Source organism: Bifidobacterium sp. UTCIF-39 (genome assembly GCF_006408715.1).
In the GTDB taxonomy this organism is placed as follows: Bacteria; Actinomycetota; Actinomycetes; order Actinomycetales; family Bifidobacteriaceae; genus Galliscardovia; species Galliscardovia tissieri.
Window position 1 is genome coordinate 102,430 of record NZ_JEOG01000007.1, and the last position, 13,844, is coordinate 116,273.

Annotated in this window: 11 protein-coding genes; 1 reads left to right on the forward strand and 10 read right to left on the reverse strand. The window is 58.4% G+C overall.

The genetic code is table 11. From position 1 onward, the window contains the following. Nucleotides 1-154: 154 nt before the first annotated feature. The 8 genes from brxC to aroC all read right to left on the reverse strand — a co-directional run bounded on the left by brxC (nt 155) and on the right by aroC (nt 11,653). Entirely contained in the window at nt 155-3,853 is a 3,699-nt protein-coding gene (gene brxC / locus EP30_RS04700) for a BREX system P-loop protein BrxC (protein WP_140556589.1), read from the reverse strand. A gap of 80 nt (nt 3,854-3,933) precedes the next feature. Further along, nucleotides 3,934-4,671 (reverse strand): DUF1788 domain-containing protein, encoded by a 738-nt coding sequence (locus EP30_RS04705; protein ID WP_140556591.1) that lies wholly within the window; start codon nt 4,669-4,671, stop codon nt 3,934-3,936. Between the two features lie 54 nt (nt 4,672-4,725). Further along, complete coding sequence (locus EP30_RS04710) at nt 4,726-5,415, reverse strand: DUF1819 family protein (protein ID WP_140556593.1); 690 nt, start codon at nt 5,413-5,415, stop codon at nt 4,726-4,728. Nucleotides 5,416-5,589: 174 nt separating this feature from the next. After that, nucleotides 5,590-6,531: an ABC transporter substrate-binding protein gene (locus EP30_RS04715; protein WP_140556595.1), complete on the reverse strand. Its 942-nt coding sequence runs from the start codon at nt 6,529-6,531 to the stop codon at nt 5,590-5,592. Nucleotides 6,532-6,650: 119 nt separating this feature from the next. Next, nucleotides 6,651-8,288, reverse strand: coding sequence for a M20/M25/M40 family metallo-hydrolase (locus EP30_RS04720; protein ID WP_140556598.1), 1,638 nt, complete (start codon nt 8,286-8,288; stop codon nt 6,651-6,653). 75 nt (nt 8,289-8,363) lie between these two features. Continuing rightward, complete coding sequence (gene aroQ / locus EP30_RS04725) at nt 8,364-8,810, reverse strand: type II 3-dehydroquinate dehydratase (protein WP_140556600.1); 447 nt, start codon at nt 8,808-8,810, stop codon at nt 8,364-8,366. 27 nt (nt 8,811-8,837) lie between these two features. Further along, nucleotides 8,838-10,451 carry a bifunctional shikimate kinase/3-dehydroquinate synthase gene (locus EP30_RS04730; RefSeq protein ID WP_140556602.1) on the reverse strand — a complete coding sequence of 538 codons (1,614 nt, stop codon included), beginning with the start codon at nt 10,449-10,451 and terminating at the stop codon, nt 8,838-8,840. Between the two features lie 14 nt (nt 10,452-10,465). Continuing rightward, nucleotides 10,466-11,653 (reverse strand): chorismate synthase, encoded by a 1,188-nt coding sequence (aroC, locus tag EP30_RS04735; RefSeq protein ID WP_094665270.1) that lies wholly within the window; start codon nt 11,651-11,653, stop codon nt 10,466-10,468. Nucleotides 11,654-11,724: 71 nt separating this feature from the next. On the opposite strand from aroC, the gene EP30_RS04740 reads away from it, so the two are divergent. Beyond that, nucleotides 11,725-12,168 (forward strand): prepilin peptidase, encoded by a 444-nt coding sequence (locus EP30_RS04740; RefSeq protein ID WP_094665268.1) that lies wholly within the window; start codon nt 11,725-11,727, stop codon nt 12,166-12,168. Nucleotides 12,169-12,182: 14 nt separating this feature from the next. Here EP30_RS04740 and mltG read toward each other — a convergent pair whose 3' ends face one another. Beyond that, a complete protein-coding gene (mltG, locus tag EP30_RS04745; protein WP_140556604.1) occupies nt 12,183-13,373 on the reverse strand; it encodes an endolytic transglycosylase MltG in 1,191 nt (396 codons plus the stop codon). Then, on the reverse strand, nt 13,373-13,840 hold the full coding sequence (gene ruvX, locus EP30_RS04750) for a Holliday junction resolvase RuvX (RefSeq protein ID WP_094665264.1): 468 nt from the start codon (nt 13,838-13,840) through the stop codon (nt 13,373-13,375). Before ruvX ends, mltG begins: the two co-directional genes overlap by 1 nt. Between the last annotated feature and the right edge of the window lie 4 nt (nt 13,841-13,844).

The following is a 13,844-nucleotide window of genomic DNA, read 5'->3' on the forward strand; positions in this document are numbered from 1 at the left end:
CACTGCCTAGCATCATCTATGTTGCCGCTCTCGTCGGTGTCGAAACACGGCATGGAGACCCCAGCAGAACTTGAGTAGGCGCTGACGGACAATCAATCCAAGACGTATAGCTACTGTCATTCATGTGAATTGAACATGTAGCACGAAAATCGCATTACAGCAGAATGCGTTTTCCTTCCCGAATGGCGGCGATCAGCTCACGTCGGTATGCGTCAAGGAACTCATCCACGTCGCCTTCGGTGGCCAGCATGGACTTGGTCTTGGGTGGCGTCACACGAACGTTGCGGTTGATCGGCTGAGATTCTGCCTCGAACGGGGTCGCCACGTGCTTCGGTTCCGTGCTGCTGCCAAAATCATCAGCGGAGTCAGAGGAACCGTTGTCGTCGGCGTTCTCGCCCGGCTGAGGTTCCGCCTGACGTTGTGCCGCATCCAGCCGGTTGACCAAAGACAGGTACAGGTCCCCTTTAACGGTATCGGCGGTCTGGCGAATATCGGCGATGTACTTTGCCTCATTGATCTTGGCGGCCGCGCTATCCAGAGTATGCAAGGAGCTCTGCCGTGCGTCCTCACGGGCGTTGAGATACGAGTCAATACCGATGATGTTCTCGCGCACGGTCTGCACCGCCGCGAGCGCTTGTGCTCTCTCTTCGGCTATCCACGCGTCAAGATGCTTCTTCAGTTCAGCCAGTCGCGTACTGAACAGGTTAACCTTGTTGCCGCGGAACAGCAGCGGATCATCAGTGATGGCACGGACCTCATCACGTTCCCGTTGAAGGCTCTCGGAAGCAAGCGTGAAGTTCGAATCATTGCCATTGATCCACTTCAGACCAGAGTCCAGCACGTTCCGCTGAACACCGTGCAGCAGCTGGCGGATGGGATCGATGAAGTCCTCCTTGTCATCCAGCAGCTGTTCCGTGTTGTTGTCCTCCTCCTCATTCGGGAAGGATTCCAGCATCCATGCTTCAGGCATGGAAGCCACGGTCTTGAGTCGTTTCAACGGTTCCTCAAGTTGGGAAACGAATCTGAACTGACTGCTGTTCCTCTTGAGATCCTCGATCCTGCCGATTTCCGTAAGCAATTTGTTCTTGATATCTGTTGCCATGTCCTCGGCATCTCCAGGGAGATCAGTCGCCGTCAGATTGAGATATTCGTTGGCGAAGTCACGCAGCCGCTTGATGTTCGCGGGGTTATATGACTTGGGGATCTCCACGCGCATGGCTTCGGTCTTCTTCGTATTAGTCAGATTCTTGACCACATCGGTGCGTGGCACCCGCTTGCCGTCGATCAGCAGGTGAATCCGCTCACCGCCGTAGAGATGGCACAGGCAGGCGAGCGTATTGCCCAGAGACCAGCCATAGGGCACATCCTCATAATGCTGAATGATGCTGCGGACTGTTGGGGTGAGGCTCTTTCGGATCTCTCCCGAAATGTAATCGAACACATCCTGAGCGGGAAGGTCCAGACGATCCTTTATCGAATCGTTTCCGTCGAATCTTAAAACCGCGTCACTGGAACCAGACGGTACGGCATTGGCCAGCACACCCGGCAGATCACGTTCGGTATAGGCCAAGCCGGATACCATACCGAAATTGGTGTAGAGACGACCGATGAGCGTCTGCAGTGCTTCCGTCACAATGAGAGCCGCATCATCCTTCGCCTTGACTTCCAAAACCGCGCCGTTGTAGGCAAGCGTGGCTGACTTCAACGCTCCGGCCATGGTGAGGTTGAGACCGGCACGCATGGCGCTCAGACTATTGCGCTTATCGTCGATGATGCGTTTGCGTGGCCCCTGTTCACTGGAATGAAGCCGAACATACTTCTCGGTACGCTCGTACATGCTCAGATCTCGCATCAGGGTAGGATCGTCGTTGCGCATGATCACCCGCAACTCACCACGCATTCCCGCCGAGTGAAGGACCTTGCTCCCGAAATCCATATCGTTCATCGGCGTAATGACGTGCACCATGATGGGGTACGTCTTGCCTTGTGCGATGCCGTCGATGGATAAGCCATAACGGAACGTCGCAGTCTGCTTGCCCTGCCCATACTTCACATGCAAAGGCATACCAAGGATATCCTGACTGATGATCTGGTTCTCCAGAGCGCGGATCTTGCCGTCGTCAATGTCGAGATTCTTGATCTCGCTTTCGACAGCCTGCTCATCGTTGGTCAGATACTCGTACTCATCGCCGGTGCGATGCACATAGTTCTTCTGCTCCAGATCGTCCAGAGTCTGCAGGATCTTTCCTTCCAACTCGGGAAGATCGGCGTCGAACCGATCGAGGATGAGAATGCGCAGGTTGCGCACGTTGGCTTTGAATCCTTTGACATGTTTGACCAGCAGCAACGCTTTGAGCAGCGCTATGGTCAAAGCTCCGTTCTCGGTGTCGGTGTCGAATTCTCGCTCGGCCTCATTGATCCGATGGTTTGCGGAGCTTCGAATGGTACCGGCAATACCGTCGTACAGTGCAGCGAACGGGACAAGACCGCCGACCGGCCTGTTCTTCTGCTCTACGAGTGCGATGCTGATGGTGGACAACAGCGAGCGCTCGCCGACCGAACGGTGTTGGCCTTCGAAGAAGTCGGCAGCACTCATGCCGCGCATCGCATCCTGGAACAGGGCGAACTGATAGTTGATGAACGGGTATGTGGCGGTGAAGTCGTCTTCCGTGCCGAACTTGAGATTCTTGAACTGGCGCACGCCGCCTTCACCTTGGAAGGAGAACAGGGCGTCCAGTTCATCGCGATGCTTTCGCCACAATTCTTCAGATACCGCTTCACCTTGTTCGTTTTTGGTGAGCAGTCGTTTCTGGATCACTTCGATGGCATCGGCGCTGGACAGTTTCAGATCGATGGCGAAGCGGCCTTTGATCTTGGTGAAATCCAGTCCCTGACTGACGGTGCGATCGCCGATGACGGCGTCGATGTCTTCCTGCGAGGTGACGATCACCCATACTCTGCCATTGGTACGGGAGAAAAGCTCTTCGGTCACGGTTTGCAGGTTGAGCATCAGATCGGCTCTAGAGCCAATGAACTGTCCGACTTCGTCCACAAGGAATACGATTCGATAATTGTCAGGCTGGTGCTGAAGCCAATCGTTCACATCGTCGGCGAAATCGGCGATGGTCGGGTTGTACTGCTTCTGGTAGTCCTTGAGGATATCCTTGACTTCGTCGCCGGTTGCGGCGGCGAACGCCTTATCGATTTTGGGACCGGAGAATGCCGCCTGAGTGCGGCCCTTGGACCAAGGTTTTCCTGCGATCTGCTCGAACTGGCGCGTGAATTCATCAAGGCAGCCGTTGCTGTCCAGATCACGTTCCAGTTTGGCGACGTATTTGTTTGCTCCGTAGTAGCCGCGGGCCTCGTCGAACACGCGGATAAAGGCATCCATGAGTACCGTCTTGCTGCCTTTTTGCCCTTTGCTGTCGATGTTGAACAGCAGTGAGGTGGCTGGGATACGCAGGTTCGCATCCAGCAGACCTTCAAGCGTGTGGTTCTCCGCATCTCGCGCCTTGGCTTTCATGGTCTCGATGACCTGTGTACGGCTTATCGGTTCCGTCTCCCCCGTGCGGAACCCGGCAGGTACATCGCCAAGAATGTGGGAGAGGATCTTCAGCAGGTGGGATTTACCGGAGCCGAAGAAGCCGGAGATCCATACGCCGTTCGTGTACTTGGCGGATGGATCGTTGTATACGTCAAGGAATCGTTCGAGATTGGCCTGGATCTCATTGGTCAGCACATACTCGCGAACCTCATCCTCGAGGTTGCTGTCATCGCTGGCCTTGATAACGCCGTCAATCTTGTCTTCGATGTTCTTTTTGAAGATATCCTTGAACTGTAGTTCAGTGCTCATCGGTCGATTCCTCCTCTAACAGGTTCATCTTCGTGGATGTTCGGGGACCGTGTCAAACGCCGTACCAATGCGATGCAGCCTCATGCGGCTTCGTCGGCGGGTACGTCCATGTCATTGAGGCTGAAGGCGCGATAATAGTTGTCGGCTTCAAGCCGGTTGAACAAACGCATCACCGACACGGTTGTTGCCGTTTTCTCATATGTGCCGGGGAAGAACAGTACTACTGGCATGTGCGAAGGGATGACATCCTGCACACAATTCAGCAACGCATGTGTGCGGATGTATGGGTACACCTGACCGACACCGGTCAGGAACACCAGATTGGCGGATCGTTCGGATACCGCTTTCTGGCATTCCGTGCGGATCGCATCCTTCAAATCATCGTTATCAGGGCCAAGCATGCTGGCCAGTGCCTGGTAGAAGTCGTCTTCCTGCAATTGAGGCCAAGAAGTGTTGTCGCTGTCGTCATCGCCGTCATCGCCATGCATTTCAGGTTCCTGCTCGATGGCGGACTCAAACACGTCGTCATCCTTCATGATGCGAATGGCCAATTCATATAGGTTAATGACAAGCACGGTAGGCGCGGAGTCGTTCTCATCCACAGGGTCCATTCCCTGCAAACGGGTTACGAGCCTTGGAATACGCCACTCGACCTCCAGCTCGCGTTCGGGAGGGTAGGCATAGATGTAGTTCGCCGGTTCTCCGCCCGTGTCCTCGCCATTACGGAAACGCTTGGCTCGCATTTTCAGGAACAGATCATCGAATTCTTTCTCGATGTCACGGGACCGCGGGCTGGTCTCACCATTGGGATGCGCCATTCCTTGCGTCTCCTCCTTTGTCTAGCCACGTCTAGCCATTGTATGTTGCCATCATTACCGCATGGGGAAAAACTGGAACGATTCCGGCCGCTCTTCAAGAATATCGGTCACTGTCTTACTGAGTAGGGAAGGCAGCAGCGTGTTATCGCTCTTTCCCACCAATCCTGCTTCATCCAAGGCCTTGAACAGGTTGGATCGCAGTTTGCACGCAGTGGCATTGCTGAGCTCTTCCAGTTCCGGATGCCACATGCTTTTGGACAAGATGAATCGGTCATAATCCTCACGGGTCACCGTCATGTTCCCCAAAAGGTAATGGTCACGCAGTACCTCGTTGGCGAACTCCCCCACCACCGCGTAATAGCGGCACATTGCCACCCACATCAATGCCTGAAGATCAGTCACAGGGGTATCGTCGTCGGAGAGATGCCGAATCTCCGTTCCGGTCAGCGTGCTCAGACGTTTCACCATCTCTCTGACGATACGAGTATTCGCCGATTCGGTGCGAATGGAAAGCACGTTCCCGTCAATGGCCTGTTTACGGATGCCTGCTACACGTTCCCCCAGCTCATTGTTGGCTGCCGCTTCTCCGGACATGGAACTTGCAATAGGTGATGCAAGCCGGTCTTCGTTCCCGACAAACAGCGCGGCGATGATCCTTCCCTGCGGGGCGAGCAGTCCTCCAACCGTAAAAGACAACCGATAGCGGTCATTCTGCGGATTTTCCGCACCATATGAACCAGCCATCAGCACTCCTCGTTAACACCCAACATAAGAACATTTAAGAATACGCGGAGGCCGGAATATTCGGACACCTTCGACTGGCGGAGGCGTCAAACACATATTCCGGCCTCTTGGGGGAAATCACATGCTAGCAAAACCGCGATAGTGGGACGTCTTCCGACGTACCCCTACCCACTGCTACTCAGTGACGACCTCCGCGGTCTTGTCGGCGGTGGAGCCGACGCCCCAGTAGTCCATGATCTTCTGGAAGGTGCCGTCGTCCATGAGCTTCTGCAAAGCCTTCTGCATGGCCTCACGGGTCTGGGCGTCGCCCTTCTTCACGGCGGCACCGACCTTGACGGTGTCACGCACGGGCTCAAGCTGTTCGAGAGCACCATCGGACTTCTTGATGGCGTATCCGGTCGCGTCGGTGCCGGTGTAGAAGGATTCGGCCTTGCCGGTCATCACCGAGGTGGTCACGTCGGTCTGCTGCTTGAACGACAGAACATCAACCGCATCCTTGCCATCGGCCTTGCACTGATCGGACGATGCGTTGACTTCCGTTTCCTGAGTGCTGCCGGTTTGCACGGCGATCTTCCTGCCGCACAGATTATTGGGATCAATGTTCTGCGGGTTGCCCTTCTTCACCACGAACGCGGTGCCGACGGTCTGATAGGTCACGAAATCCACGGACTTGACGCGGTCGGGACTGGGAATGAACGATGAAATGCCGACATCGTATTTGGAGCCGATGGAGGGGATGATGGAGTCGAACACGGCCGTGGTCGGCTCTGTCTCCAATCCGAAGATGTTGCCCAACGCCTTGGCCATATCGACTTCATAGCCGATCGGCGTCTTGCCGTCGGTGCTGATGAATTCGGCGGGAGCATACGAGGTGTCCATACCGACGACGAACTTGCCGTCACTGGTCACCGATTCGGGAAGCAACGCGGCGATGGCGTCATCCTTCCTCACCGTACTGACGTCGTAGCCGTCGGTGGGGTTGCCGCTGAGGCTGTGATCCCCGCTATCGCTCGCAGTGGAGTCGGTCGCATCGGAAGTACCGCAGGCCGAAAACGACAATGTAGTAGCGAGCACCACGACGGCCGCCGCGACTCGGGTAATGGATTTCATGGACATGATCTTCCCTCTTTTCGCCCGTGGGGTCTTCCACTTTGCGCCTTCCAGACAACAGCGATGACAACAACATGCTGTCGCGGAGGATTTCCCATGCCCGATGGTATCCAGTTTGGCTGGGACTATGCTTCCCCATCCAAATATTGGTCAAGACGTACCAGTCCCAGCGCGTACATAAGGAACGCCGCCCTGAGGTTGCGGATGGATACCCATTCGTCGACACCGTGCGCGGCACCGGTTCCCGGCGCAATGCATGCCGGCGGCTCGAACACCAATCCTTCGGCTGCCGGCACGCTGTCGGCGTGGAATTCAGGACCGAAGTTCAATGCGCGCGGAACGAAACGGGCATGGGTACCACCGCCCATGGCAACCGGCTTCGCACGTTCGGCGGTGCCGGTCACATCGTTATAGGTGTCGGTCAACAGCCGCACCCGAGGGTCGTCGGCGGAAACATAATACGGGTCATCGTTCACCACAGCGACAAGTCGACCGCCGATCATCGCCGCTCTGGCACTGATGGCATTGAGAATCTCTTCCTTCGTCTGGCCGACCGCATAGCGAATGTCAAGATGCATCACGATGGCGTTGCCGTCGTGATCCGATGTATCGTCGTCCGTCGTATCGCCATTCGATGCCGAGACGATCTCGTTGTTGGCAATGGACTGGGGATCGAATTCACGCTCAGGCATGATGATGCCGACGTTAACGGTGGTCGGGCCGCTTTCCTCATTGTCATGATCAATGCCAAGCGCGGCACCATATGGGTCCGCTGCCCACCGGGCAATGTTCGCCGCCGCCGTGGCGTCGCGCCCGGAAAGCAGTCCGGCGTCATCGAGGCGTGAGGCGAGATGCGCGATGGCGTTGATGGTGCCGTCTGGCTTGGATGCATGACCGGAGATGCCATGTGCCTCGACGGTGACGCCCGACGACGTTCCGCGAACATGAATACGCCGGTGCGCATCCCCTCCGTCCCCGGTGTCGACACCGTCACTGTTCGCAGCTGCGAGCGCCTGTCGCGCGTCATCGATGTCGATGCCATGCAACTCCACGGATGCGACCGCAGGAATGGTGTTGGTCGAGGATCCGGAGTGCCAGTCCGCAAGCTGTTCACCTACCGGGATGGCGATGTCGATGTCAAGCAGTCCTTTTTGTATGTGGTTGACGGGGAACGGGCCGTCGGTGACGATGGACTGATATGGCGCTCCAACGTTACGCACGAACCATTTGATGTCGTTCAATGCCGGCTCCTCGGAACCACCGAACAGCATACGGACCCGATGGTGGAACCGCTGACCCTGTTCTGCGAAGAACCTCAGGAGCCAATAGTTGATCATGGCGACGCCTTTGTTGTCAAGCGCGCCGCGGGCGATGATGATGTCGCCGTCGTTTTCGATGCGCGGCTCAAACGGGTCATGCGTCCACCCCGGTCCTGCGGGCACGACATCGAGATGGCTGATGAAGGCGATGTCGTTCATGGTCTGTTCGTCCGAAGCGGTCTGCGGGTATGCGACTTCGATGACGTGCCCATCGTAGTCATGCGTTGGAAATCCGTCGTGTCTGGCCTTGTCGATCATGTGGTCGAAGACGCGGCGCACTTCATGACCGTATGGTTCGTCCGGTTTTGGTGATGGATCGGATTCGTCGGAAACCGACGGGTAGCGCAACAGTTCGCAGAGCTCTTCCACGAAGCGATCACGATTGGCATCGAACCAGTGCGACGCCTCGGCGATGAGTTGGCGTTCGGTTGCAGAAAGTGACATCTGGCGTCCTTTACCTATACGTGACAAATCAGGCCCCGCCACGCGATAACGCGGACGGGGCCTGCCGAAAAACGGTCAGCCGTTGACGATGTGTGCCACGGCCTCGAGGGCGAGCTTGTATCCGAAGAAGCCCATGCCGGTGATGGTTCCGGTGGCGACTGGGCTGATCACGGAACGCTTGCGGAATTCGTCGCGCGCAGACGGATTGGAGATGTGCACCTCCATGAGCGGCAGACCTGCGTCGCCCACCATGTGCGCGGCATCGGAAAGCGCATACGAGTAGTGGGTGAACGCGGCGGGGTTCATCACCACCGGGGTCTTCTCGTCGGCGGCCTGATGCATCCAGTGGACCATCTCCGCCTCGTCGTCGGTCTGACGCACTTCCACGTCAAGTCCGAGTTCCTCACCCCATTCGGTGCACAGACGCCGAAGTTCCTCAAGATCCTGTCGCCCGTACACATCCGGCTGGCGCACACCAAGACGGCCGAGATTCGGCCCGTTGACAACGATGACCTTGGTCATGATGTCTCTCCTTTGCTTTGTATCTGCTTACTGCTGAATGCGGCGGAACGCCTCTTCCACGGCGTCGGCCGGCGGATTGTCGAGGTGAACGACATGACCGGGGCGGTCGAGTACCACGAAGCGCAGCATGTTGCCACGGGCCTTCTTGTCACGATGCATCAGCGCCAGCACGTCTTCGAATTCACCGCCGTTCCACGAGATCGGCAGACCGAGCGATGACAACAGGGAGCGATGGTAGTCCACCAGATCCTGATCGATGTAGCCGAGCAGGTGGGCCAATTCGGCAGCGTACACCATGCCGACGGCCACGGCGTTGCCGTGACGCCAGCGGAAGTGCTCGAGCTTCTCGATCGCGTGCCCCATGGTGTGCCCATAGTTGAGGAACTCTCGCAGGCCCTTCTCCTTGAGGTCGGAGGAGACATGGTATGCCTTCACCCTCACCGTGCGTTCGATGAGTTCGGCGATCACATGCTCGAGATCGTCGGATATGTTCTCCGGATCGAAGGCACGCAGGGCGTCGGCGTTCTCTTCGAGGATGCGCAGGATCTCGGTGTCCATGATGAAGCCGGGCTTGGCGACCTCGCCAAGCCCTTCGACGAAGATGTCGTTCGGCAAGGTGGCGAGCGTGGTCAGATCGGCAAGCACACCGGCCGGCGTGTAGAACGATCCGACCAGATTCTTGCCGGCATCGGTGTTGATGCCGGTTTTGCCACCGGTGGAGGCGTCCACCATGGCCAGCAGCGACGTCGGGCAATTCACGTAGCGGATGCCGCGCATCCAGGTGGCGGCGACGAAACCGGCCAGATCGGTGGCTGCGCCTCCGCCGAGCCCCACCACGGCGTCGGATCGGGTGAATCCTTCTTCGCCCAGACGCTTCCAGATGCCGTTGGCCACTTCGATGGTCTTGCCGGCCTCGGCATCGGGAATGGTGATGTCGGACACTTCGTATCCGGCGCGGCGCAGCAGCGTACGCGCGCGGTCGGAATGACGTTGAACGGGGGTGGTGTGGATCAGCGCGATCCGCACCGGCTTGTCGCCCAGCACCTCGGCGAGATGACCTGCCACGTGTGCGCCGATGCGCACATCGTACGGATCAGCACCCGTGACATGCACTACGCGTTCGTTTGCTGAATCCGCAATGTTCTGTGCAGCCTGCATGGGAGTCTTTCCTTTCGTGTGCACGATGCAATTCGTCAGCCGTTCGAATACGGGGCGACGCTGGGAATACAGCCGGCGCCACTTCTTCGCAGCACCGTCGGCAAGCAACGGGCGGTTCCCGGAACGGGACGCGCGGGCGATGGCTTCGTTCGGGTCCGCATCAAGATAGGCGACGGTGCCGCCCTGAGCGATATACGATTCGAGGGCGTCATAGACGCGGTCGGTCATCGGAGCGCCACCGCCAAGCGACAGCACGCCATCGAAATCGTGGAGGTAATCGAGGATCACCTCCGCTTCGATCCGGCGGAACTCCTGTTCACCGCGCGTCTCGAAGATCTGCGGGATCTTGACGCCTTCCTGGGCTTCGATCTCCACATCGGAGTCTATGAATTCCACATCAAGCAGATCGGCCACATCCTGCCCGATGCGGGTCTTGCCCGCACCCGGCATGCCGATAAGCACGGCCTTGGGGATCAATGTCATAACAGCGGACTCCCCTAGCGCATGTGCTCGGGCCAGGATGCCAGATATGCTTCGGCGTTGCGGCGAATCTCCGACACCGAATCACCGCCGAACTTCTCCAGCACGAAGCGGGCGAGCGTCAGACGAACCATGGCTTCGGCCACCACGGATGCCGCGGGAACCGCCGTGGTGTCAGAACGCTGGTTGATGGCCTGTGCGGCCTCACCCGTCAGCACGTCCACCGTACGCAACGCGCGCGGAATCGACGGAATGGGCTTCATGGCCGCGCGCACGCGAATCGGCTGACCGTTCGACATGCCACCCTCGATGCCGCCGGCCCTGTTGGACAGTCGAGTGATACGGCCATGCTCATCGGTCACGATCTCATCATGGGCCTGGGAGCCGGGACGGACGGCCTCGAGGAAGCCATCGCCGATCTCCACGCCCTTGATCGCCTGAATGCCCATGACGGCACCGGCGAGCGCGGCATCGAGACGACGATCGGATTCCACGTAGGTTCCCAGTCCGGCGGGTACGCCGTATGCCAGTACCTCGATCACGCCACCGACAGTGTCGCCGCTCTTCTTGATCTCATCGATGCGGGCCTTCATGCGGGCCTCGCCGTCCTTGTCGAGGGTACGGACCGGGGAAGCGTCGAGCGCAGCCACATCATCGGGGGTGGGCAGCGGCGCGTTCTCGTCAACGCCGGCCCCTCCGATGGAGATGACATGGGAGACGGTGCGAATGCCGAGCGTCTGCTCAAGGAACTTCGCGGCGACCGCGCCGAGAGCCACTCGGGACGCCGTCTCGCGAGCGCTGGAGCGTTCCAGCACGGGGCGGGCGTCGTCGAAACCGTACTTGCGCATACCGGTGAGATCAGCATGCCCCGGACGGGGACGGCTCAGCGGAGCATTGCGTCCTTCACGCGGAATGTCATGATCAAGCGGATCGGCGCTCATGACCTCGGTCCACTTGGGCCATTCGGTGTTGGCGATCTCGATGGCGATCGGCGAGCCGAGCGTGGAGCCGTGGCGCACGCCGGTGAGCATACGGACCTTGTCCTCTTCGAACTTCATACGGGCTCCACGACCGTATCCCAGACGTCGGCGGGCCAACGCGTCCTTGATGTCCTGGGATGTGACGGCCACGCCGGACGGCAATCCCTCGATCATGGCCACCAACGCCTCGCCATGTGATTCCCCAGCCGTCTGCCAGCGCAACATCTCCCGCTCCTTTGTCCACGTGTATTTCCAACCGAACGTTTGTCGTTCAGCCTCGGTATATCTTACGAGTAATGACGTACCTTTTCATTCCTACAGCAGTGGCCGGATTTGTGGTGACGTGTACCGATATACGGACACGCCGGGTGCCGCGTGCTGTGATCGTGGGAGGTTCGGCGGCGCAGCTGCTCTGTCTGGTCGTCTGGTGCGTGCTTTACGGACAGTGGCCGTCGCTGGCCATGAGCGTCGTGCTGGGACTGGGTTCCGCATTGGTTCAGTTGGGTCTGGCGATGGTTCGTCCCGGCACGCTGGGGTTCGGTGATGTGACCTGCACGCTGATGATGGGGTTTGCCGTCGGCTGGTTCGGTCTGACGGCGGTGCTGTTGTGGTGGATGCTTATGGGACTGATTGGTCTGATCATGCTGGGCCTATGCAAAGGCCGGGGCGGGGATTCGATTCCCTTCGCCCCGGCCATTGTCCTGGCAGCCGTGATCGTGGTCCTGCTGAGTCTGTTCTGAGGATCACGATTCGGCTAGTTATTAGCCTCCCAGTCTTCGTATTCCTTGGAGAATTGCTGGAACTCGTTCTCGTCGGCGGTGAACTTCGTTTCGCCGGTGTCGAGGTTGACCGTCACGAAGTACAGCCAATCGCCGTCCTCGGGATGCATCGCCGCCCTGATGGCGTTGTCGCCGGGCTGGTTGATGGGTGTCGGCGGCAGCCCCTTCTGCACACGGGAGTTATAGGGGTTGCTGGTGTCGGACAGCATCGTCTTGGTCAGGGCGCGGGGTTCGACGTTGTTGCCATAGGCGATCACCGAATCCATACCGAGGGGCATGTCCTTGGCAAGTCGGTTCTCCACGACGCGGGTGACCTTGCCGTAGTAGTCGGACTTGTTGACTTCGCCTTCGGCGATGGACGCGATCTTGAGGATGCGTTCACGATCGTCGCCGGTGGGTACGCCAAGACTGTCGAGCTTGGCGATGCGCTTGTCGACCATCGTCTTCATGATGTCCGCGGCCGACTTCGATTCCCTGACATTGTAGTTTCCAGGTTCCAGCCATCCTTCGAAGCTGCCGCCTGCCTCCGCGGGAAGGATGCCTTCGCCCTTGCCTTCGACGATGGCTTGGAATTCCGACCGGTCGATACCGGACAGGTCCGCGGCCTGATCAAGTACCGTGCTGAGTCGCTCACCGGGATTGACCACCAGGAATCCCTTGGCGTTATTGGAATCGGTGAGGATCTTCACTACCGCGTCGGACTTCATACGGTACTGCAGTTGGAACACGCCTGGCTGCAGATGGTTTTCGAGTCCGGCATTCTTGACCGCCTGCTGGAATGCGGCACTGGATTTGACAATGCCCGCCTTCTCGAGATTGTCACCGATCTGCACACTGTTCTGACCGGTCTCCACGGTGAATTCGACATCGCCCGATCCCGGCCCCGGATAGTCTGCGGCCTCGGTACGAGTGACCTGCAGGGCGTCACGGGCGCCGCCGATCTTGGAGAAGACCAGCCATCCGCATACGAGCAGCAACAGAACGAACACCACTGCGATGATGACCTTGACCTGCCGGGCCCGCTGCTGCTTGCGCCGATACTGTTGCATCTCCTTGCGGGAACGAGGAGGTCGCGGAGGAACAGATGCGTCGGGCTCCGACTTACCGTCCTCGCCGACCCATTCGGCCTGCTCAGCGAAAAAGTCCTGCATATCGTCGTCGGCCATCAAACCTCCATAACCGCTGTTCCGGCGCGTTCTCGCGCGTTCCTGTCCAAAGCCTCCTGCAACAGCACCACGGCTGACTGCTGATCTATACTCGGCCGGTGCTCACGCGTACTCAGTCCAGCTTCACGAAGCTGACGATGCGCATCAACCGTCGTCAACCGCTCATCCAGCAATTCTACCGTGACGGCAATGCCTTCCTCCGCGATGCGCCGTTCCAACGCGCCGGCCCATCGCCGTGCCTTCTTGGCGCTTTTCCCTTCCGCGCCGTTCAATTGCAAAGGGTGCCCTACCACTACGTGGGTGATGTCCTCATCCTCGATCACATCGAGCACATCATCGAGCACATGAAAATAGTCATTTCCCCATACCTGCACATTGCCGATGGGGTGCGCAAAGGTAAGCTCCGGGTCGGACTTCGCGAGTCCGACCCGAGCATTACCGAGATCCACGCCTAACCAACATGACATGGAA